The organism is Ruegeria sp. AM9 (assembly GCF_056540565.1).
Map to the genome: position 1 here is coordinate 247364 of NZ_JBQFWY010000001.1, position 20776 is coordinate 268139.

Below are 20776 nucleotides of genomic sequence, written 5' to 3' on the forward strand. Positions count from 1 at the left end.
CATGAAGACCACAACTCAGGTAGCCGTCATCGGGGGCGGCGTTGTCGGGTGTTCGGTACTCTATCACCTGACCAAGCTGGGTTGGTCCGATGTCATGCTGCTGGAACGGTCGGAACTGACCAGCGGGTCTACATGGCACGCAGCCGGAGGGTTCCACACCCTGAACGGCGACACCAACATGGCCGCACTGCAGGGCTATACCATCCGCCTGTATAAAGAGCTGGAAGAGATCACCGGCATGTCCTGCGGCCTGCATCATGTGGGCGGGGTGACTCTGGCCGACAATCAGGACCGGTTCGACATGCTGCTGGCCGAGCGCGCCAAGCACCGGTTCATGGGGTTAGAGACCGAGATCGTCGGCCCGGACGAGATCAAGACCATCGCCCCGATTACCAATACCGACGGCATCATCGGCGCGCTTTACGATCCGCTGGACGGTCACCTTGATCCCTCGGGCACCACCCATGCCTATGCCAAGGCGGCCCGGATGGGTGGTGCAACCATCGAAACCCATTGCATGGTGCGCGAAACCAACCAACGCCCCGATGGCACCTGGGACGTGGTCACCGACAAGGGCACCATTCACGCCGAGCATGTGGTCAACGCGGGGGGCCTCTGGGCGAGAGAGGTCGGGGCGATGGCAGGCGTCTATTTCCCACTGCATCCAATGGAGCATCAATATCTGGTCACGGACTCGATCCCGCAGATCGAGGCGATCATCGACGCCGGTGGCGAGCACCCGCATGTGATGGACCCTGCCGGGGAAAGCTATCTGCGGCAGGAAGGGCGCGGTCTGTGTATCGGGTTTTACGAACAGCCCTGCAAGCCTTGGGCGGTGGATGGGACCCCGTGGGAGTTCGGTCACGAGCTGCTGCCCGACGATTACGACAAGATCACCGACAGCATCGAATTCGCCTATAAGCGCTTTCCCGTTCTGGCTGAGGCCGGAGTGAAATCGGTGATCCACGGGCCATTCACCTTTGCGCCAGACGGGAACCCTCTGGTCGGACCGGTGCCGGGGATGCGTAACTATTGGTCGGCCTGCGGTGTGATGGCCGGGTTCAGCCAAGGTGGCGGGGTCGGCCTGACGCTGGCGCAATGGATGATCGAAGGCGAACCCGAGCGCGACGTCTTTGCTATGGACGTGGCCCGGTTCGGTAACTGGATCAGCCCCGGCTACACCCGCCCCAAGGTGATCGAGAACTATCAGAAACGGTTCAGCGTCGCCTACCCGAATGAGGAACTGCCCGCCGCACGACCCAATCGCACGACCCCGATGTACGATATTTTCAGCGATCTGGGTGCAGTCTGGGGCCAACAATACGGGCTGGAAGTACCGAACTATTTCGCGCAAGGCGGCGAGCCGGATTACGAAACACCATCGTTCCGCCGCTCGGACGCGTTCGACGCGACGGGCCGCGAGGTGCGCACGGTTCGCAGCGGTGTCGGCATTAACGAGGTCCACAACTTCGGCAAATACCGCATTACCGGCCCCACGGCCCGTGCATGGCTGGACCGAATCATGGCCGGACGCATCCCACAACCGGGGCGTCTGTCCCTGACACCGATGCTGTCGCCAAAGGGCAAGCTGATCGGAGACTTCACCGTCTCCTGCCTGAGTGAGACCGAATTCCAGCTGACAGCCTCATACGGCAGCCAGGCTTTCCACATGCGTTGGTTCCTGCAACATCAGCAAGACGGCGTGACCATCGAAAACGTCAGCGACCGGCTGAACGGGTTTCAGATCGCCGGGCCAAAGGCGGCTGACGTGCTGGCGGCTTGTGCCCGCGACGACCTCTCGGACCTGCGGTTCCTCAACGTGCGGCGCATGACGGTTGGCATGACCGACTGCATCGTGCAGCGCGTCAGCTATACCGGCGATCTGGGGTATGAGATTTACTGCGATCCGATGGCGCAGAGACAGCTCTGGTGGACGCTGTGGCAAGCCGGGCAGCCACACGGCATGGTGCCCTTTGGAATGCGCGCGATGATGAGCCTGCGTCTGGACAAGTTCTTTGGCTCGTGGATGCGGGAATTTTCACCCGATTACACCGCCGCCGAAACCGGGCTGGACCGGTTTATTGCATTTTCGAAACCCGCCGATTTCATTGGCCGGTCTGCCGCCGAACAGGAGCGCACCCAAGGACCGACACGCAAACTTGTGGCCTTCGAGGTCGAAGCGGAGGACGCCGATGTCAACGCGTATGAGCCGATCTGGCTGGGCGGCAGGGTCGTTGGCTTCTGCACATCGGGCGGGTATTCGCATTATGGCGGCAAGTCCGTAGCACTCGGGTTCCTGCCAACGGAACGGGCAACGGACGGCTTGGAGGTTGAGATCGAAATCCTGGGCCAACTGCGCAAAGCCAAGATGATCTCGAAGCCCCTGTTTGACGCGGACGGGGCGCGTATGCGGGGATGACACCGCAGGGATACGGCGGCATGGTGGCAGCATGACGGACATACCTATTCTATTGCTGGCCGCCGGGCAATCCAGCCGTATGGGCGGCAAGGATAAGCTGCTGCAGGTCGTGGACGGCGTGCCATTGCTGCGGCGCGCAGCAATGATTGCACGGCGCGCGGCCCCTGTGATCGTTGCGTTGCCCCCGGCCCCGCACGCGCGGCATGACGTGTTGGACGGGTTGGACCTGCAACGGATCGATGTCCGGGATGCGCACGAAGGCATGAATGCCAGCCTGCGCGGAGCCCTTGCGCATGTACCAGCCCTGGCACACGCTGCGATGGTCTTGCTGGCGGATTTGCCCGACATCACCTCCGAGGATCTGGCGGCTGTGCTTGGTTCGGTGCAATCCCACCCGGACAAATTGATCTGGCGTGGCGCGACCGCTGACGGCAAACCGGGCCACCCGGTCGTGTTTGATCGTAGATTGTTTGACCATCTCCGCCAACTGTCGGGCGATGAAGGCGCGCAGTCCGTCGTCTGCGCCAATGCAGACAAAGTGCATCTGCGCAGCCTACCCGGTCAAAACGCTCTGCTGGATCTGGATACGCCTCAGGATTGGGCGAAGTGGCACGCAAAACGCGGCTCCTGAAAGTAACGCGGCCCGGTCGATATCGACCGGGCCGGTACCCAAAACAGGACTACCACTTTTCATCAATCCCGGAAACGCGGCCAACAATGCCTAATGACATCCTGGCTATTCCGCCGCCGAACCTAAACAAGACCCCCTCGTTAACATGCCGCTCAGCGTTTCCAGTGACTGTGACAAGCCTGAGGCACCCCCTAGTGCCATCGGCTCCCCCTCGCTTGGGCTCTTTCATCGTCACCGATCCGATGCGATCAAACAACGTAAAATTGGAAAGAACGGTTAATTTTGCGTCTCTCAGAATGGTTTTTACGCAACATTTCCTTGGCGACAATCAACCTAGGGAAGAGTCACATATTTGATTAACGTCGCGTCATTCAGTATTAAGCGCAAACCTAATAAGGTATCTGATGATTTTGCCATCAATTGCTTCCGTTATCTTCAGCCAAGCTCGAACATGACCACAACTCAGAGAAGATTGCTGAAAATCGAGAAAATTTGTCGGCTGCTTTGTTAACAAATTTGATTCAATTCAACTCTTTTTGCAACTTGGCGTCCGAACCGGCAACAATCCACCGATTCGCCCCGGATGATTCGCACAAATCCTCCGATTCCATCCATCGGCATGCCGGCATAGAACCGTCCGTTTGTGGCAAAATTAAGATTTCTTAACATTTCGCTCAGGAAACACTCAGACTGGACGCGCATCTCCTGTTTCAACGCGCGGCCGCAACCGCGTGACATAAACAGGAGACAAAAATGAGCATCCGCAAATCCTCTCTTCTTTTGCCCGGGACAGCCAGTTGGATTGGCGCTGGCGCACTGAGCGCCGCCATGCTGACAACCACTGCCCTGCCCTCGATGGCCGACGAAGCTCTGGCCGATCTGGTGGAAAACGTTTCGCCTTCGGTCGTCACCATTATCGCGGAACAAGGCGCAGCGCCCGTCCCGGCGCAGGGTCAGAACTTCGACTTTGACCAGCACCCGTTTGGGGAGTTCTTTAAACGCTTCGGCACGCCAGATGGGTTCAACGCCCCTCAGCGCGGGCCGGCACAGGGGCTGGGCTCTGGGTTTGTTCTGGATGAGGCCGGATACATCGTCACCAATCATCATGTCGTCGACAATGCCGAGTCTGTCACGGTGCGCATGTCCGACGACCGTAGCTATGACGCCGAAATCATCGGCACTGACCCTCTGACCGATATCGCGGTTCTTAAGATCGAAGCGGACGAGGCGCTGCAGGCCGTCAACCTGGGCGACAGCGACGTGATCCGCGTGGGCGAAGACGTCGTGGCCATCGGCAACCCGTTCGGGCTGCATTCCACCGTGACCACCGGGATCGTCTCGGCCAAGGGCCGCAATATCTCGGCTGGGCCCTACGCTGAATTCATTCAGACCGATGCAGCCATCAACAAGGGTAACTCGGGCGGTCCGCTGTTCAACATGGCAGGCGAAGTGGTTGGCGTGAACTCGGCCATCTACTCCCCTACCGGCGGATCCGTGGGTCTGGGCTTTGCTGTGACCTCGAATATCGTGGAACATATTGCCGCCGATCTGCGCGATGACGGTCAGGTCAGCCGCGGCTGGCTGGGTGTATCGATCCAGAATGTCAGCCCCGAGATCGCCGCGGCCATGGGCATCGATGCCTCGCACGGCGCACTTGTTGCGGACGTCGTTGATGGCAGCCCTGCGGATGGTGTGCTGAAACAGGGTGACGTCATCCTGACCTTCAACGATGAGGTCGTCGACTCCAGCAGCGACCTGCCGATCCTTGTTGGTACAACCAAGGTGGGCACGGACAGCGTTCTGACCGTTCTGCGCGATGGCACGGAACAGCAGATCGAATTGACTATCGGCCAGCATCAAAGCGCCTCGGCCGAGATCGACAAGTCCATGGACGAAACCGTCTCGGGCACCGCATTGGGCGTGACCGTTGCCCCGCTGACCGATAGCAACCGCGCCGATATGGGTGTGGGTGAAAATGTCGACGGCGTGATCGTCACTGACCTGAAGCCCGACAGCCCGGCGGCCAAGGCCGGACTGCAGCGCGGTGATGTGATCGTGAAGCTGGGCGGTCAGGAAACTGCGACTCCAGACGCGTTGAAAGCCGCGCTGGACAGCGAAAAGACCGATCCCGCGCTTGTGCTGATCAATCGCGGCGGAAACCAGATCTTCGTGGCGGTGGAAATCGCCTGATCTGACACCAGCGCGCGCCACGTGATGGGGAATCTGGCGGGCGCCTCCCTGGCGGGTTTGAATTGTCCGCAAACCCCCGGGACTGCCGGGTGCGTATCTCCGCACCCGGCAGATTATTTAGCAAAACCATGTGCTTTGCCCGAAAACTGTGTTTAAATCCTGGTAGAAAGGAACTCGGATCATGAGCCGTCGCCTGCTGATCGTCGAAGATGACGAAGACACCCGGGACTTTATCGCCAAGGGATTTGGCGAGGAAGGGTATGTTGTCGAAGCAGCCGAAGACGGCCGCGAGGGCCTGTACCATGCCACCGACGGGGGGTTTGACGCCGTGGTTCTGGATCGGATGCTGCCGGGGCTGGACGGGCTGTCTCTGATCAAGTCGATGCGTGCAGCGGGCGTGAAAACCCCGGTTCTGATGCTGACCGCGATGAGCGCCGTGGACGAGCGTGTCAAAGGGCTGCGTGCCGGAGCGGATGACTATCTGGTCAAACCGTTTTCGTTCCAGGAACTGCACGCCCGGATCGAGGCCCTTCTGCGTCGCCCGCAAGAGGCCGAGGAAAGCCCGACCCTGGCCTGCCGTGACCTTGAGATGGACCTGCTGACCCGCAAGGTCACCCGCAACGGGCGTGAGATCACCCTGACCCCGCGCGAGTTCCAGATCCTTGAATTCTTCCTGCGCCGCAAGAACCGCGTGGTGTCGCGCACCATGCTGCTGGAAGGGGTTTGGGATTATCATTTCGACCCGAACACCAATGTGGTCGATGTCCATATTTCCAAGCTGCGGCGGCAATTGGACGAAGGTGGTGAACCGCCGATGATCGAAACCGTCCGGGGCGCGGGCTACATGATCTCTGATGGATAACCTGCGACTTTCCTTCAACAATTCGCGCACACGCCTTGTATTGGCCAGCATGGTTCTCAGCACCTTGCTGACGGCCACCGTGTTGGCTTTGGTCTATGTCACCGCCAACCGCAGCATCGAGGGCGAGACCCGCTCGGTCGTGTCGGCGGAACTGACCGGGCTGGCGGACGAATATGAACGCCGCGGCCTGATCGGGCTGCTGACTGCAATTGAACGGCGTATTCCCACCGCCTCGGAACGGGACGCGCTGTATCTGCTGACGGACCGGTTCGGCGCCAAACTGGCGGGCAACCTCAAACAATGGCCCGAAGGGATCACCGCAGGCAGCGGCTGGGTCGATCTTGAGCTGCGCCGCGCCGACAATGACCAATTGGTGCCCATCTCAGCCGCCTCGATCCGCCTGCCCGGTGGCGAACGGCTGCTGGTCGGCCGCGATGCGTTGGCACGGCAGCAGTTCGACCGGGTGCTGCTGCGGTCGGTCGGCATCGCGCTGGCGATTGCACTGGCGCTGAGCGTGCTGACTGGCTGGCTATTCACCCGTCTGGTCTTTTCCCGCCTGTCCGACATCGCCAGCACCGCCGAAAACATCGTCTCGGGTGATTTGTCCCGCCGAATGCCTCTGCGCGGCACGGGCGATGAGTTCGATCAGGTGGCCGGTACGCTTAACACGATGTTGGACAGGATCGAAGAGTTGGTCAGCAACCTGCGCACCACTTCGAATTCCATCGCGCATGACCTGCGCTCCCCCCTGTCGCGGCTGAAACAGCGGGTCGAGGCTCTGTCTGATCCCGGCAAAACGGATCAGGAACGAGAGATCGACGTTGCGCGGGCCAGCGCCGAGATCGACCACGTGCTGCGCGTGCTGGGGCAGTTGACCGAAATCTCACGCGCCGAGGCCGGTGTAGGCCGGGAACAGTTCGAACCGGTGGACCTGCAGCAACTGGTGGCGGATGTGGCCGAGCTATACGACCCCGTCGCCGACGATCAGGGCATCCGGCTTGAGGTCACCGGCAGCGCAGGCTCTATTCCCGGGCACCGGCCGTTGTTGTCGCAGGCGCTGTCCAACCTGCTGGAAAACGCAATGCGGTATGCCCCGCAAGATACAACGGTCACGATCAACCTGTCCGAGGATGGCCCCTTTACCAACCTCAGCGTCCGCGACCGAGGCCCCGGCGTGCCACAAGAGGACCTGCCGCGTCTGCAGATGCCGTTTGTCACGCTCGACCCAGCCCGGACCGAGCGCAACGCCGGGCTGGGGCTGGCCTTGGTTGCCGCAATATCCCGAATGCACGGCGGCGCGTTTGAGGCGCATAACTGCGATCCGGGGCTTGAGGTGGTGATCAAGCTGGCACACAAGCCCTAAGCCGGGATACCTTTGGTCGCCATCATCTTGTTTTTATAGCGTTTATCTGCTGTCACGTCGGCGCCGAACCATTCGGGCGGGGCATAGGCTTCGGCCTCGGCTTCGGTCTGAAACTCGACCTCAACCAGACGCAACGGTGCCAGATCGCCTTGAAACACGTCCAGTTCGAACACCCGACCGTCCGCCAACTGTCCAGTGTATCGTTCCTTTTCCACCCGGCGGCCATCTGTCTCGGGCCAGAAGATGTCGAATTGTTCGGCCGAGATTTCAGCCTCGCGCTCAACCCGCACCAAGACGCCGCTACCTTTCAGGGTCAGGAAGTACCTGTCGTTTTTCTGACGCAGACGCAGTTCGGTAGAGTCGTCAGGCGCAGTCAGATAGCCCTGACGCACAACGGCCTTTTCCGTGCCGCTCAGGTCCGGCAGGTCCGCGACCAGAAACTTGCGTTCAATCTCGGTACTCATTTGCTTGAAATCACTCCGTTTTCCAGTTCATCAAACAGCGCCTGATAGGCAGCATTTGCGGCGCTGCGTCCGGCATAGATGCTGACCGGAGCGCGGTTCTGGCCCATGCGCTCGATATCCGCAGCAAAGGGGATCTCGGACTGCAGGAACCGCTTTTTATACGCCTTGCGCATCTTCTCCATCGTTTCCAGATGCAGGATTTTGCGCCGCTGCACCATCGAAAAGAACGCCTTGAGCTTTTTCTTGGGTAAGTTGTGATCGTCAAAAAAACGCACCAATTGCTCAAGCGTCCGCTCCGACAAGGTCGTCGGGATAACAGGCACCAGAATCTGGTCGGCGGCTTTGAAGATATTCTCGGACAGAGTCGAAAAGTTCGGCGGGCAATCCAAAATGATCACGTCATAATCACTGCCTGCCGTGGCCAAGGCCTTTTTCAACCGCGACCGCTTGTTCCGCATCCGCGAGAGGAACACGTCGAAATCGCGAAAGGTCAGGTTAGCGGGCAGCACGTCCAGCCCGTCAAAATCACTGGCCCGGATCGACTTGGTAAACCGCGCAACGTCCTCGAAGAACCGCGCATCCGTCAGTTTTTTTGACGGTTTCACCCGGAAATAGAACCCCGACGCCCCCTGCGGATCGAGATCGCACAGCAACACCGTGTACCCCGCTTGTGCATAGGCATAGGCCAGGTTCACCGAGGTCGCGGTTTTCCCCACTCCGCCCTTGTTGCTGTAGCAGGCAATGATCTTCACTCCTCAATCCTCCTTGTGGTGAAACAGGGTTCGGAACAGGTTCTGGATGTCCGGGCTGTCGAAATGTTGGAAATTGGCGATCACGCGGTCTCGTTCGGCCTTTTGGCGCTGGTCAAGCACGGCGATCAGCCCGCCGACAGACATGGCAAGCTGGGCGTTTGCCCGGCCTTGCGCGTTGCTTTGGGTCGCCACAAAGTCCAGCAGCGCCTCTTGCTGGACCGAGTAGTCGTTGAACAAGCCCAGACTATCCTGAAGCTTTTTCAATGGCTTGATGAGCGTCTTGAAATCACCCTTGTCGAACAGAGGGCCGAAAAACTCCATCAGATAGCGCAGCTTCTTGCAGTCGATCCGCAGGTCATGCACGACCTCATCCGGCGTTTCCGAGGTGATGCCACGCGCCAGTTTGCAGACTTTGCGGTACCGCTTCCAGATCAGCGCGCAGGCATAGCTGTAGGCGCCGCGATCCCCATTTGGACCGGGTTCCAACCCTTTCGCATCAGCGAACAAAGCCGCCAATTCATCCATCTTCTTGCCGTAAGCCGCGCTGTGAAAACGCCGGGACAACGCGGTCAGCGCGCGGGTGCGTTCCTTGGCAAATTGGGCGAACATCACCTCAGCGCCTTGATGAAGGTTTGGCGGTACCAGATTGAAGTAAATGTCTTTTTCCAGAAGATAAACATCCAGGTCCCGCATCTGCCCCGTAGGGGCCATCAGGTCCGAGAATTCGCGTTTCAGCACCTTGGTCTGTTCCGGGGAAAACACGCCTTTGAACAGGCTCAGCACTGACCGGACCCTGCGCAGCGAGACGCGGTAGTCGTGCAGGAACTCGGTATCGATATCGGCGATCACGCCTGCCTCGTTCTGGCGCGCGACGGCCAGATACGTGCGGATGATATCCGCCGCCACTTGGATCGAAGGTTCTTGCTTGCCCAGAATGACCTCGGGCTTGGCGTCATAGGGGATGGCACCGGGAAACAGGTTGGAAAACACCGCCTCAAATCCGGAACCCGCCAGGCCGCCTAGCGCTGCGCAAACGGCGTGATAGGCGCGGTCATAGCCACGCATCGATTGAACGGTCAAAAGGGTCGCCTGCCCCTCATCGGTAGACAACGTCATAACGCCACCGCGAACCTGCGTCTTTTGCAGGTCATCCAGCACCGCAAAACTGCCGGTTTCGATCAGGCCCGAGCCGACGCTCATCAAAGCGCGCAGTTTGGGAAACCCCTTCACCGCCGCTTTCACAGGGCCGGCCGGCAGATCCTGAACAAATTTCCCTTTACCGGTGCAGGCCTGAGCCAAAGCTTCGCCATCGCCCTGAAGCAGCTGCAACCCACCATTGACCTCAATCAGCAGCCGTTCTTCTGCCCGCAGAGACTGATCATGACAGTCCAAAAGGTCGAAAGGCAGCGCTGCGGTCAGCGTCGCGAACTCGGGCGTCAGTCCGTTGAGCGCGCCAGAAAGTTCAACCCGATCCAACCTGCCCGGAATGATGAAATACCCGCTTGCCTGCCCCATCACAAACGCCCCTTTTTCGGCGCTTCATGGCAGTCCGTCACCAGCGGTATAAGGATATTCCGGACGCTGGCCCCTTTTACGATTGCCCGGATATAGAGGGCCTTCAACGTCTTGCCGTCCAGCCTTTCCGAGGTGTTCTTTTCGCTCGTGTCGGGCTTTCCCCCGGTTTCCTTGTGTTTGGACATGGGCAACCTCATGACGGGCATGACGTCATGAAATCGCAGGGCAACTCATCTGGCAAGCCCGATGTTGCACGAACCCCGCATCAGGTCGACATCACTACAGCCCAGGGCTAGAAGTTGAGCATGTCCGATCCCGTCTCATCGATCCGCAACCTGGGCCCCGCTTTCGAACAGGCCTGCGCCCGCGCCGGAATCCACTCGGCACAGCAGTTGCGTGAATTGGGTCCGGACGAGGCATATGCCCGCGTGGTGCGTGCCGGGACCCGGCCGCATTTCATCGGCTACTATGTGCTGGTGATGGGATTGCAGGGACGTCCGTGGAACGACTGCAAGGGCGATGAGAAAAAGGCCCTGCGTCAGCGGTTTGACGCGATCAAGGCCAGTGTCAGCGCCGCGCCTGAAACTCAGATGATCTCGGATCTGGACGCGGTCGGCGTGCGGGTGTCGGCGGACGACCTCAAGCCGGTATGAAAAGGCCGCACCCGTTTCCGGGAGCGGCCCTGAAATCCGATCTGGTGGCGGATTAGCCGACCAGTTCGATGCCCGAGAAGAAGTAGGCGATCTCAACAGCTGCGGTTTCCGGAGCGTCCGAACCGTGGACCGAGTTTTCACCAACCGATTCAGCGAACTCGGCGCGGATGGTGCCGGGGGCTGCGTCTGCGGGGTTGGTTGCGCCCATCACTTCGCGGTTCTTTGCAATGGCGCCTTCGCCTTCCAGAACCTGAACAACGACCGGAGCCGACGACATGAATTCGCACAGTTCGTCATAGAACGGACGCTCGGCGTGCACTTCGTAGAACTTGCCTGCCTGCGCTTTGGTCATGTGGATGCGCTTTTGCGCGACGATGCGCAGGCCGGCTTCTTCGAACTTGGCGTTGATCTTGCCAGTCAGGTTGCGGCGGGTTGCATCGGGTTTGATGATCGAGAATGTGCGTTCCAGTGCCATGTCGGCCTCTCCTTAACATAAGGCGCGGTGTCGCGCCGAAATCTATCGCGCGCCGCGTAGCACGGTCTGTCTCATATGAAAAGCACTATGATGCGCGCGGGCTCAGATCGTTTCCGGCAATGGGTCTTGCTGGTCAACCCAGCGCACATACAGCACCGCCAGCAGCCCGGCGAAGCTGCATGCCCACATCATTCCCAATACCAAATACGGGCCATTTTCGGGGCTGACCCAAAGCCCGGTCAGCGAGGTCAGAACCGCGCCCAAGGCCACGATCATCGCGCCGGACAGTCCGGCGGCACTGCCCGCCAGTTTGGGGCGGACGGACATCAACCCCGCGGTAGCATTGGCATTGGTCAAGCCGTTGCCAAAGCCGACAAAGATGGCCGACCCGAAAAACACCCAGACCGACCCCAGATCACCAAGAAACAAAAGCAAACCGCCCAGCGGCCCCGTCGATGCAATGATGCGCCCGATCAGAATCATGGTGGTCAGCCGCGTGCGCGCCGCGATCCGCCCGGTGATGAAGTTGCCGACCATAAAGCCGCCCGTGATGATGCCGATCCCAAGCCCCAACATCGCGGGACTCAGGTCGAACCACGCGGCCGCCACCAACGGGGCGCCGGTGATAAAGCTGAAGAACCCTCCGATCGAAAAGGCCGCGCACAGGGCATAACCCCAAAACCGCCGTGCGCGGAACAGGTGTGGGTACTCCCTCAACTGTGCGGCGAAGGTCGAAGACCGGTTGGTGTTTGTTTCCCCCATATCGGCCCAGAGCAACAACAACAGCCCTGCCCCCAATACGGAGTACAGAACAAACCCGGCGCGCCAGCCGAACAGGCTGTCGAGCGCACCGCCCAGCATCGGTCCCAACATCGGGGCAAGCGCCATCGCCATCGCCACGTAACCCAGCTTGCTCGCGGCCTCGTTTGATGAATACATGTCTCGGATGGCGGCGCTGGACAGAACCGGTCCGGCCACCACAGCGGCCTGCAGCAGGCGAAAGCCCAGAAAAACCCAGATCGACTCGGCCAGTACGCAGCCGACCGACGCGGCGACGAACACCGCCATACAGATCAGCAGAACAGGTCTACGGCCAAACCGGTCGGACAGCGGCCCCATGATCAGTTGCAGTACGGCAGACACTGCAAGGTATCCCGCCACAGACAGGTTCGCCAACGCGTAGTCGACCTGAAAATCGTCCGCCATCCGGGCAAGCGAAGGCAGGAACATGTTCAGCGTCAGCACGGACAAAGCCGTGGCGAACACAAGTGTGACCAGAGATGGGGGCGAAGAAGCCGCGCGCATGATGAAAGCCGTCGAAAACCAATCGAACCAGCGCTAACACACCGGCCGCAAATTGAACATGCCAACCCGCTGGCGGCGTCTGGGATGCTCTGTTATGAGCGGCCCATGCTACGGATCGAAGACATCACCTATGCGGTCGAGGGCCGCCCCCTGTTTGACGGCGCCAGCGCCACCGTTCCCGATGGCCACAAGGTTGGTCTTGTGGGGCGCAACGGCACCGGCAAGACCACTCTGTTCCGTTTGATCCGGGGTGAACTGGCACTGGAATCGGGCAATATCGTATTGCCGAAACGCGCGCGCATCGGGGGCGTGGCGCAAGAGGTGCCCTCCTCTGATGTCTCACTGATCAACACCGTTCTGGCCGCCGACACCGAGCGCAGCGCCCTGATGGCCGAGGCCGACAGCACCCAGGACCCTACCCGAATTGCCGAGATCCAGACCCGTCTTGCCGATATCGACGCATGGTCAGCTGAGGCGCGGGCAGCCTCGATCCTCAAGGGGCTTGGGTTTGATGACGAGGACCAGCTGCGCCCCTGTTCCGATTTCTCCGGCGGTTGGCGGATGCGCGTGGCGCTGGCGGCGGTGCTGTTTTCCCAGCCCGACCTGTTGCTGCTGGACGAACCGACCAACTACCTGGACCTCGAAGGCGCGCTGTGGCTGGAAAGCTATCTGGCCAAGTACCCGCATACAGTCATCATCATCAGCCACGACCGCGGGTTGCTGAACCGTGCGGTAGGGTCGATCCTGCATCTGGAAGACCGCAAGCTGACCTATTACGCGGTCCCCTACGACAAGTTTGCCGAACGCCGCGCGGAACGACTGGCACAGGCGGAATCGGAAAATGCCAAGGCCAAGGCCCGCATTGCCCACCTGCAGAGCTTTGTGGATCGGTTCCGCTACAAGGCCTCCAAGGCGGTGCAGGCCCAATCACGCCTGAAGATGATCGAACGCATCCAGTTGGTTTCGACCCCGCAAGAGGCCGCGCTCCGCGCCTTCTCTTTCCCCGAACCCGAAGAACTGCCCCCTCCGATCATCCAGATCGAAGGAGGCGTGACGGGTTATGGCGACACCGAAGTGCTGCGCCGCCTGAACCTGCGCATTGATCAGGACGACCGTATCGCTTTGCTGGGCAAGAACGGTCAGGGCAAATCGACCCTGTCAAAGCTGCTGTCCGACCGCCTACCCCTGATGGCTGGCAAGATGACCCGCAGCAACAAGCTGCGTATCGGCTATTTCGCGCAGCATCAGGTGGATGAACTGCATGTGGACGAGACGCCCCTGGACCACCTGCGCCGCCTGCGCCCGGATGAGGCGCCGGGCAAGTGGCGCTCGCGTCTGGCCGGGTTCGGGCTGAACGCGGATCAGGCGGAAACGCTGGTCGGGCGCCTGTCCGGTGGCCAGAAAGCACGCCTGTCGCTGCTGATCGCCACCATCGATGCACCGCATATGCTGATCCTTGATGAACCGACCAACCATCTGGATATCGAAAGCCGCGAGGCACTGGTCGAGGCACTGACCGCCTATTCCGGCGCGGTGGTTCTGGTCAGCCACGACATGCACCTGCTGTCATTGGTCGCGGACCGGCTGTGGCTGGTCTCGGACGGCACGGTCAAACCGTTTGACGGCGATCTCGAGGCCTATCGAGCCATGCTGCTGGCCCGTGAAAAACCGGTCAAAGAGAAACCGCAGGCGTCCAAACCAAAACGCCCCTCGCGCGAGGCGATGCTGGCCCTGCGCGCCGACCTGCGCAAATGCGAAGACCGGATCGAAAAGCTGACGGACATGCACGACAAGCTCTCGGCCAAACTGGCGGACCCGGCGCTTTACGAGGACGACAAGATCAGCGATCTGGAAACCTGGAACCGCAAATTCACCGAGGTCGTCGAGGCCATGCAAAAGGCCGAGGCCCTGTGGGTCGCCGCCGCCGAACGTCTTGAAAACGCAGAGAACGCAGCATGATGGATCTAGCCTTTTTCATTACCGCCTTCACCACCTTGTTCGTGGTGATCGATCCGTTCGGCACCGCCCCGATCTTCGTGGCGCTGACGCAGGACATGGATTCCCGCGCGCGCCGCAAGGTGGCATTGCGCACCTGCGCCGTGGCTTCGGGAATCCTGATCGCCTTTGCGGCCTTTGGCGAGGCCGTGCTGGGCTTTGTCGGTATCTCGATGGAGGCATTCAAAGTCGCCGGCGGGGCGCTGCTGTTTCTGACCGCGCTCGACATGCTGTTCGAACGCCGCACCAAACGCCGCGAAGACCGGGTCGAAGAGGAAGAAGAACACCCGGACCCGTCTGTGTTCCCTCTGGCTATTCCGCTGGTGGCCGGGCCGGGTTCGATTGCGACGATCATCCTGCTGGCCGGTCAACATCCTGGCCTTCTTGGCATTGCCGAGGCCATTTTTGTGATGTTGGCGGTGATGGCTGTGGTTCTGATCTTCTTCCTGTCCGGTGGCCTGATTGCGCGCATTCTGGGCAAGACCGGCTTGAACGTGCTGACGCGGCTATTGGGGATGCTTCTGGCCGCACTTTCCGTTCAGTTCATTTTGGATGGCCTCAAAGCCTTTGGCTTTGCTTCGTAAATCCCCATATACCTTAAAGTGAATTTGGTAAGGGTAATGGTATGGACGGCGACAACATTGGACGGGTGGTTTATCTGGTCGTGCTTGGCACGGCTGTTGTTGCATGGTTTATCTCGCAAAACCGCCAATCCCTGAACAAAACTCTGCAACAGGCCATGGCCTGGGTGTTCATCTTCATTGGTGCCATCGCGGCTGTCGGCCTGTGGGGAGACATCCGCTCGACCATGGGTCCCGTCCCGCAGATGACCGTCACCGGCGAGACCATCGAAGTTCCCCGCGCCTATGACGGCCACTACTACTTGTCCGTTCTGGTGAACGGAGAGCCGATCACCTTCCTCGTCGATACCGGTGCCAGCCAGATTGTGTTCAGCGAACAGGATGCCCGGCGTATTGGGGTCGACCCCGACCAGCTGAATTACCTCGGTCGCGCGTCGACAGCGAACGGAGAGGTCCGCACCGCACCTATCCGGCTGGACACTCTTGAGCTGGGTCCGATCACCGACCGCAGCGTTGCAGCCTGGGTCAATGAAGGCGATTTGCGTCAGTCTCTGCTGGGCATGGACTACCTGCACCGGTTCTCGAGTATCCAGTTCACAGACGGCCGCCTGATCCTGTCTCGATAAAGGGTTCGCAACGGCATTCCCGCATTGAGAACAAAGTGAGAACATGTTAGGCTGGCCGCATGTCTAAAACCCTTCTTGGCCGCAAACCCGCACGTGAGGTGCCGGGGCTGGCCCTGCATCCGCAGATCACCCTGCAACTAGGCCGCTTGCACGAGGCCTGCGGCCCTGCCCGGCGCAGCTTTGCCATGTGGCTGGCGGGTCAGGCACAAGGGCCGGTGCTGTGGATTTCGCCCGCGTGGGAGCCTGGCCAGTTGAACCCCGACGGGATGATGCCCTTTGCCGATCCGGCCCGCTTCCTGTTCGTCCGCCCCACCCGCGCCGAGGATCTGCTGTGGTGCATGGAAGAGGCGCTGCGCAGCGGCGCGATTCCACTGATCATCGGCGACCTGCCCGGCGCGCCCGGCCTGACACCGGTGCGGCGGATGCATTTGGCCGCAGAACACGGCGGAGCGCTGGGGCGGGCTCCGCTGGGATTGTTGCTGACGCCCGACGATGGCGGCGCGCAAGGGGTTGAGACCCGCTGGCACATGGCCGCGACCCATCAGGCAGAGGTCCGCCGCTGGACCCTGACCCGCCGCCGCGCCCGCGCCCTGCCCCCGATCAGTTGGCAGGCAACCCAGACCAAACCGCGCGCCGGGCTGAACCTGCAACGGACCGAGGTGGAAGATGTTTTGGTGTGACACCTCACGCCGATCACAAAACATGTGACTGGCCAAAGCCCGGCCCCGGCCCTAGCGTTTCCGAATGAGTCACCCGATCCATGACAGCCGCTATTCCTGGCTTCGCCTTCTGATCACGCTCGCCATCGCAACGGTGGCGAATGTGGGCATGTGGGCGGTGATCGTAGTAATGCCCGCCGTCGAGGCTCAGTTCGGGGCCGGACGGGCCGAGGCTTCTCTGCCCTATGTGCTGGCGATGATCGGCTTTGCGCTGGGGAACATGTGGCTAGGGCAGATGGTCGACCGGCTGGGCGTAACCAAAGCGCTGATCGGCGCCGCCATGCTGAGTGCGGTCAGCTACCTGCTGGCAACATGGGCGCCGAACATTCTGCTGCTGTCGGTGGCGCATCTGTTGCTGGGGCTGGGAACGTCCATCGGGTTCGGGCCGCTGATCGCTGATATCTCGCATTGGTTCATGCGGCGGCGCGGGATTGCCGTCGCACTTGTGGCCAGCGGGAATTACCTGTCCGGCGCGATCTGGCCCACACTACTGTCCGGCATCCTGGCCCGCGACGGCTGGCAGCAGGTCTATCTGACGCTGGCCGTTATAACCTTGGTGGTCGTCATTCCCCTGTCCCTTCTTCTGCGCCGTCAGGTCCCGGTCGAGGCGCACAGCACCGCCGCCGCCAGTGCTCAGATCAACGCCCGCAGCGTCGGCATATCACCGCGCGCCCTGCAATACATTCTAGGCCTGGCCGGGATCGGCTGCTGCGTGGCCATGTCGATGCCGCAGGTTCATATCGTGTCTTATTGCGTTGGTCTGGGATACGGCCCGGCGGTCGGCGCCGAGATGTTGTCGCTGATGCTGCTGGGCGGGGTGGTCAGCCGGGTGATTTCGGGCCTTGTGGCCGACAAGCTGGGCGGGGTGATGACCCTGCTGATCGGTTCGGTCCTGCAATGTATCGCCCTGTTCCTGTTCCTCCCCTATGACGGGATGGTCTCGCTTTATGTCATCAGCCTGCTGTTCGGACTGGCACAGGGTGGGATCGTGCCCAGCTATGCGCTGGTGGTCCGCGAATACATGCCCCCGCAAGAGGCCGGCGCCCGCGTGGGCTTTGTCATGATGATGACCATCATGGGTATGGCTTTGGGCGGTTGGATGTCCGGCTGGATTTACGACGTGACCGGCAATTACCAACTGGCCTTCATCAACGGCATCCTCTGGAACGGCCTGAACATTGCCATCCTGCTGGTGCTGCTGAACCGTTCGCGCCCCCGTAGGCAGGAGGCCGCAGCATGACACACCTGACCCGGCGCACGCTTCTGGCCGGGTTGACCGCCCTGCCCCTGACCCACCCGGCCCATGCGGACCTCAGCCCCTATGTTCTGGTTCCCAAGGGCACATCCGTTGACTTTACCTTCGACCTTTCTGGCCTTGCCCAATCCGGCGCCATGCCGATCCAGTCAGCGGAAATCCGGATCGATCTGAGCAATCTGACCAACAGCCGCGTCAGCGTCACCCTGAATGCCGCCGAAGCCCGCACCGGATTACCGTTTGCCCGAAACGCGATGCTGAGCGCTGGTGTTCTGGATGTCGCGCGATTTCCAACCATTCATTTCGTATCAACCGGGGTGCAGCTGGGTGAAGGCGGGCGGATCTCACGCGGGGCGAAAATCACCGGCGATCTGACCCTGCGCGACGTCACGAAACCGATTGCTCTGCAAGCCGACCTCTTCCGCCCCTCCGGCAGCGCCTCGGACAATTTGGACATGCTGTCCATCCGCCTGACCGGCGCGCTGAACCGTCACGATTTCGGCGCCTCGGGATATGCCGATCTGGTGCAGGATACCGTCGGGCTGGACATCCGAGCGGAAATCAAACGGGCCGGATAGCCAAAAAACGACGCCTCAGCGTCGATAAGGCGCGCGCATTGCCGGCATATTGGGTAAAGCTAAGCCCATCATGCGCACGATCATTTCCTTTGCCGCCCTTTTTCTTTCCGTCATTCTACTGCAGCTTTCCACCGGCGGCGTTGGACCGCTGGATGCCATTTCAGGCTTTACACTGGAATTCACGACCGAGCAGATCGGTCTGTTGGGATCATCGCACTTCCTTGGCTTTTTCATTGGCTGCTGGTGGGCCCCGCGGTTGATGGGGAATGTTGGCCACTCGCGGGCCTTTGCCGTCTGTACAGCCCTGGGGGCGATGGGGCTGATCGGACACACGCTGACCGACAACCCCTATTTGTGGGCCCTGTTGCGGATCGCCTCGGGCACTTGCGTCGCCGGCAGCTATACCGTGATCGAGGCCTGGCTGAACGCCAAAGTCACCAACGAAAACCGCGGGCGCGCCATGGGGACATATCGGTTCGTCGATATGGGGGCATCGCTGGGGGCGCAGTTGATCATCGCCGTGCTGCCGCCCGCCTCGTACGTGTCCTACAACCTGTTGGCAATCCTGTGTTGCGCTTCGTTATTGCCGCTGACACTGACCCGTGCCAGCCAACCCAAAACCCCAAACGCGCCGAGGCTGCGCCCCCGGCTGGCATGGCAGTGTTCACCCCTGGCCGTGGCCGGGGTGATCGTCGCGGCGCTCAGTTCCGCGTCTTTCCGAATGGTCGGTCCGGTCTACGGGCAAGAGGTCGGTCTGGGCGTGGATCAGATCGCGTTCTTCCTGGCATCATTTGTTCTGGGTGGTGCCTTGGCGCAATACCCGCTGGGATGGCTGGCCGACAAATATGACCGGCGCTGGGTGCTGATCTGGCTTTCTGCAGCCGCAGTGCTGAGCTGTGGTGTGACCATGGCCGCCAGCGGTGCGGGTACGTTGGGCGTGATGCTGGCTGCCGGGCTCTTTGGACTGACGACCTTTCCGATCTTTTCCCTGTCGTCGGCGCACGCAAATGACTTTGCCACCACCGAACAGCGCGTCGAACTGTCGGCAGCACTGATGTTCTGGTACGCGCTGGGGGCAATCGCCTCGCCCTATGTGTCCTCTACGTTGATCCAGCAATTTGGTCCGGGCGCCCTGTTTGCCTTTGTGGCCGTCGGGCATCTGGGGCTGATCGTATTCGGTGTGGCCCGAATGCGCTCGCGCCCAACGCCGGACGAGCGGACCAATTACGTCTATGCGCCGCGCACCTCGTTCACCATTGGGCGACTACTGAAACGATCGCGCGAGGAATAGAGCCCCAAAGACTATTCTGGCGGCGGAGAGGACGGGATCATTTCATCAAGGAGTGCGCCCGCTTCATAACCCAGAAGGTCAACTTCCATGCGCCCCGCATCCCCGAACGCCCAAGCGCCAACAAGACGTTGCATCCTCTCATAACCGACGAAATCGGCCATCGCCTTGTTGCCATGCGCATTTTCTGCAAACATAACCTGACCTGCCGCGACTTTCTGCGGCATCACGCGCTCCAGATACAGTTCGACGACATTGACCCCGGTCACATTGGACCCGCCGTGGTGAACGACATACATTTCGTCCCACACCTCTTCGCTGACTGCTGCACGCGCGCCAGATACGGCCTTGTGTAACGCGGCAAGCTCGGCCCGCGCCGCGTGGCGCATGTTGGCCGCCCAGACCGGGCGCATGTCATTGATCGCGTTTGAGACATCCTGCCGCGTAAGGGTCCCGCGCTGCACCGCCGTACTGGTAAAGCTTCGCGCGGCCTCAAGCATCTGTCGTTGCCGGGCAATCTGCTCTTTAGGCAGGTCAAGCTGCTCTAACCACGGCAAAAGCGTATCGATTTCCTGTGCGATGGACGCAAAATCCTTTTTCCATCTTGCACCATCAGCATCTTCTTGAGGCCACGGTGTAACGGCGCCAATGATCCCCAGAAGAACATGGGATGTGGATTTGAAAATCAGATAATTCGGCGCGTCCCTTGGAAACGACACCTGACCATCCTCGGACAGGACCGTCACATCCCGAGCGATCACCATGACCGGGCGTGTTTGCAACGTCAGTGCGTCCTGCCCCCGGTGAAAAATCGAAAGCATCGCTTTGTCAAAGCTGCCAATCGCATCCATGGCGTCGCCCTGATCTGCCTGAAGGCGCGGCGTCAGGACCATGGTCAGACAGAAAATTGCGGACACCTGCATCAGGCGATGAACCAAGAATAGCTTCATTTTACCCCCCCCCTGAAAAATATGCACTCCCATCATACACGGTCAGGGACCATCACGCGAAGATCACGTCGGCCCTACACTTATCCGTCGTTTCGGACGTTTACCGGCGAAAGCGGGCTTTTGCTGGCCGGTGACATAAGGTAGACGGGCGCGCA

At 60.6% G+C, this 20776-nt stretch carries 20 protein-coding genes; 13 read left to right on the forward strand and 7 right to left on the reverse strand.

Annotation, left to right across the window (positions count from 1 at the left end):
* Position 1 precedes the first annotated feature (1 nt).
* From ACR0DO_RS01250 to ACR0DO_RS01270, 5 genes are all read left to right on the forward strand, one after another.
* A complete protein-coding gene (locus tag ACR0DO_RS01250) occupies positions 2 to 2419 on the forward strand; it encodes a GcvT family protein (RefSeq protein ID WP_480556250.1) in 2418 nt (805 codons plus the stop codon).
* Between the two features lie 31 nt (positions 2420 to 2450).
* Positions 2451 to 3050 carry a nucleotidyltransferase family protein gene (locus tag ACR0DO_RS01255; protein WP_480556251.1) on the forward strand — a complete coding sequence of 200 codons (600 nt, stop codon included), beginning with the start codon at positions 2451 to 2453 and terminating at the stop codon, positions 3048 to 3050.
* A gap of 753 nt (positions 3051 to 3803) precedes the next feature.
* Positions 3804 to 5240 (forward strand): Do family serine endopeptidase, encoded by a 1437-nt coding sequence (locus ACR0DO_RS01260; RefSeq protein WP_480556252.1) that lies wholly within the window; start codon positions 3804 to 3806, stop codon positions 5238 to 5240.
* A gap of 181 nt (positions 5241 to 5421) precedes the next feature.
* A complete protein-coding gene (locus ACR0DO_RS01265; protein ID WP_170442156.1) occupies positions 5422 to 6102 on the forward strand; it encodes a response regulator transcription factor in 681 nt (226 codons plus the stop codon).
* Positions 6095 to 7465 (forward strand): ATP-binding protein, encoded by a 1371-nt coding sequence (locus ACR0DO_RS01270; RefSeq protein ID WP_480556253.1) that lies wholly within the window; start codon positions 6095 to 6097, stop codon positions 7463 to 7465. Before ACR0DO_RS01265 ends, ACR0DO_RS01270 begins: the two co-directional genes overlap by 8 nt.
* On the opposite strand, the gene ACR0DO_RS01275 is transcribed toward ACR0DO_RS01270, so the two are convergent.
* The 4 genes from ACR0DO_RS01275 to ACR0DO_RS01290 are packed head-to-tail and all read right to left on the reverse strand — an operon-like array spanning position 7462 to position 10381.
* Complete coding sequence (locus ACR0DO_RS01275) at positions 7462 to 7929, reverse strand: CYTH domain-containing protein (protein ID WP_480556254.1); 468 nt, start codon at positions 7927 to 7929, stop codon at positions 7462 to 7464. The two genes, ACR0DO_RS01270 and ACR0DO_RS01275, sit on opposite strands and share 4 nt — an antisense overlap.
* Positions 7926 to 8681: a ParA family protein gene (locus ACR0DO_RS01280; protein ID WP_480556255.1), complete on the reverse strand. Its 756-nt coding sequence runs from the start codon at positions 8679 to 8681 to the stop codon at positions 7926 to 7928. Before ACR0DO_RS01280 ends, ACR0DO_RS01275 begins: the two co-directional genes overlap by 4 nt.
* A 3-nt stretch (positions 8682 to 8684) precedes the next feature.
* A complete protein-coding gene (locus tag ACR0DO_RS01285; protein ID WP_480556256.1) occupies positions 8685 to 10196 on the reverse strand; it encodes a CHAD domain-containing protein in 1512 nt (503 codons plus the stop codon).
* Positions 10196 to 10381, reverse strand: a complete 186-nt coding sequence (locus tag ACR0DO_RS01290; protein WP_480556257.1) for a hypothetical protein — start codon at positions 10379 to 10381, stop codon at positions 10196 to 10198. The genes ACR0DO_RS01285 and ACR0DO_RS01290 overlap by 1 nt, the downstream gene beginning before the upstream one ends.
* Positions 10382 to 10501: 120 nt before the next feature.
* Here ACR0DO_RS01290 and ACR0DO_RS01295 point away from each other — a divergent pair, with 120 nt between their 5' ends.
* Positions 10502 to 10849 (forward strand): TfoX/Sxy family protein, encoded by a 348-nt coding sequence (locus tag ACR0DO_RS01295; RefSeq protein WP_480556258.1) that lies wholly within the window; start codon positions 10502 to 10504, stop codon positions 10847 to 10849.
* Positions 10850 to 10901: 52 nt separating this feature from the next.
* Here the strand turns inward: ACR0DO_RS01295 and ndk are convergent, their stop codons facing one another.
* Together ndk and ACR0DO_RS01305 are read right to left on the reverse strand one after the other, a co-directional pair.
* Positions 10902 to 11324 (reverse strand): nucleoside-diphosphate kinase, encoded by a 423-nt coding sequence (gene ndk / locus ACR0DO_RS01300; protein WP_170442135.1) that lies wholly within the window; start codon positions 11322 to 11324, stop codon positions 10902 to 10904.
* Between the two features lie 102 nt (positions 11325 to 11426).
* The gene (locus ACR0DO_RS01305) at positions 11427 to 12629 is read right to left on the reverse strand and encodes a multidrug effflux MFS transporter (RefSeq protein WP_480556259.1); all 1203 of its coding nucleotides are present in this window, start codon (positions 12627 to 12629) and stop codon (positions 11427 to 11429) included.
* A gap of 105 nt (positions 12630 to 12734) precedes the next feature.
* Here ACR0DO_RS01305 and ACR0DO_RS01310 point away from each other — a divergent pair, with 105 nt between their 5' ends.
* From ACR0DO_RS01310 to ACR0DO_RS01340, 7 genes are all read left to right on the forward strand, one after another.
* Complete coding sequence (locus ACR0DO_RS01310; RefSeq protein ID WP_480556260.1) at positions 12735 to 14588, forward strand: ABC-F family ATP-binding cassette domain-containing protein; 1854 nt, start codon at positions 12735 to 12737, stop codon at positions 14586 to 14588.
* Entirely contained in the window at positions 14585 to 15208 is a 624-nt protein-coding gene (locus ACR0DO_RS01315; protein WP_480556261.1) for a MarC family protein, read from the forward strand. Before ACR0DO_RS01310 ends, ACR0DO_RS01315 begins: the two co-directional genes overlap by 4 nt.
* Positions 15209 to 15249: 41 nt before the next feature.
* The gene (locus tag ACR0DO_RS01320) at positions 15250 to 15831 is read left to right on the forward strand and encodes a retropepsin-like aspartic protease family protein (protein WP_480556262.1); all 582 of its coding nucleotides are present in this window, start codon (positions 15250 to 15252) and stop codon (positions 15829 to 15831) included.
* 59 nt (positions 15832 to 15890) lie between these two features.
* Positions 15891 to 16511, forward strand: coding sequence for an ImuA family protein (locus tag ACR0DO_RS01325; RefSeq protein ID WP_480556263.1), 621 nt, complete (start codon positions 15891 to 15893; stop codon positions 16509 to 16511).
* 64 nt (positions 16512 to 16575) lie between these two features.
* A complete protein-coding gene (locus ACR0DO_RS01330) occupies positions 16576 to 17790 on the forward strand; it encodes an MFS transporter (protein WP_170442117.1) in 1215 nt (404 codons plus the stop codon).
* Positions 17787 to 18383, forward strand: coding sequence for a YceI family protein (locus tag ACR0DO_RS01335; RefSeq protein WP_480556264.1), 597 nt, complete (start codon positions 17787 to 17789; stop codon positions 18381 to 18383). The genes ACR0DO_RS01330 and ACR0DO_RS01335 overlap by 4 nt, the downstream gene beginning before the upstream one ends.
* 70 nt (positions 18384 to 18453) lie before the next feature.
* A complete protein-coding gene (locus ACR0DO_RS01340) occupies positions 18454 to 19674 on the forward strand; it encodes an MFS transporter (RefSeq protein ID WP_170442112.1) in 1221 nt (406 codons plus the stop codon).
* A gap of 11 nt (positions 19675 to 19685) precedes the next feature.
* Here ACR0DO_RS01340 and ACR0DO_RS01345 read toward each other — a convergent pair whose 3' ends face one another.
* Entirely contained in the window at positions 19686 to 20621 is a 936-nt protein-coding gene (locus ACR0DO_RS01345) for a hypothetical protein (protein ID WP_480556265.1), read from the reverse strand.
* Between the last annotated feature and the right edge of the window lie 155 nt (positions 20622 to 20776).

Excerpts from the sequence above, each read along its gene's own strand:
- ACR0DO_RS01250 (WP_480556250.1), top strand. The coding sequence starts at position 2 with ATGAAGACCACAACTCAGGTAGCCGTCATCGGGGGCGGCGTTGTCGGG.
- ACR0DO_RS01255 (WP_480556251.1), top strand. The coding sequence starts at position 2,451 with ATGACGGACATACCTATTCTATTGCTGGCCGCCGGGCAATCCAGCCGT.
- ACR0DO_RS01260 (WP_480556252.1), top strand. The coding sequence starts at position 3,804 with ATGAGCATCCGCAAATCCTCTCTTCTTTTGCCCGGGACAGCCAGTTGG.
- ACR0DO_RS01265 (WP_170442156.1), top strand. The coding sequence starts at position 5,422 with ATGAGCCGTCGCCTGCTGATCGTCGAAGATGACGAAGACACCCGGGAC.
- ACR0DO_RS01270 (WP_480556253.1), top strand. The coding sequence starts at position 6,095 with ATGGATAACCTGCGACTTTCCTTCAACAATTCGCGCACACGCCTTGTA.
- ACR0DO_RS01275 (WP_480556254.1), bottom strand. The coding sequence starts at position 7,929 with ATGAGTACCGAGATTGAACGCAAGTTTCTGGTCGCGGACCTGCCGGAC.
- ACR0DO_RS01285 (WP_480556256.1), bottom strand. The coding sequence starts at position 10,196 with ATGGGGCAGGCAAGCGGGTATTTCATCATTCCGGGCAGGTTGGATCGG.
- ACR0DO_RS01290 (WP_480556257.1), bottom strand. The coding sequence starts at position 10,381 with ATGTCCAAACACAAGGAAACCGGGGGAAAGCCCGACACGAGCGAAAAG.
- ACR0DO_RS01295 (WP_480556258.1), top strand. The coding sequence starts at position 10,502 with ATGTCCGATCCCGTCTCATCGATCCGCAACCTGGGCCCCGCTTTCGAA.
- ndk (WP_170442135.1), bottom strand. The coding sequence starts at position 11,324 with ATGGCACTGGAACGCACATTCTCGATCATCAAACCCGATGCAACCCGC.
- ACR0DO_RS01305 (WP_480556259.1), bottom strand. The coding sequence starts at position 12,629 with ATGCGCGCGGCTTCTTCGCCCCCATCTCTGGTCACACTTGTGTTCGCC.
- ACR0DO_RS01310 (WP_480556260.1), top strand. The coding sequence starts at position 12,735 with ATGCTACGGATCGAAGACATCACCTATGCGGTCGAGGGCCGCCCCCTG.
- ACR0DO_RS01315 (WP_480556261.1), top strand. The coding sequence starts at position 14,585 with ATGATGGATCTAGCCTTTTTCATTACCGCCTTCACCACCTTGTTCGTG.
- ACR0DO_RS01320 (WP_480556262.1), top strand. The coding sequence starts at position 15,250 with ATGGACGGCGACAACATTGGACGGGTGGTTTATCTGGTCGTGCTTGGC.
- ACR0DO_RS01325 (WP_480556263.1), top strand. The coding sequence starts at position 15,891 with ATGTCTAAAACCCTTCTTGGCCGCAAACCCGCACGTGAGGTGCCGGGG.
- ACR0DO_RS01330 (WP_170442117.1), top strand. The coding sequence starts at position 16,576 with ATGAGTCACCCGATCCATGACAGCCGCTATTCCTGGCTTCGCCTTCTG.
- ACR0DO_RS01335 (WP_480556264.1), top strand. The coding sequence starts at position 17,787 with ATGACACACCTGACCCGGCGCACGCTTCTGGCCGGGTTGACCGCCCTG.
- ACR0DO_RS01340 (WP_170442112.1), top strand. The coding sequence starts at position 18,454 with ATGCGCACGATCATTTCCTTTGCCGCCCTTTTTCTTTCCGTCATTCTA.
- ACR0DO_RS01345 (WP_480556265.1), bottom strand. The coding sequence starts at position 20,621 with ATGAAGCTATTCTTGGTTCATCGCCTGATGCAGGTGTCCGCAATTTTC.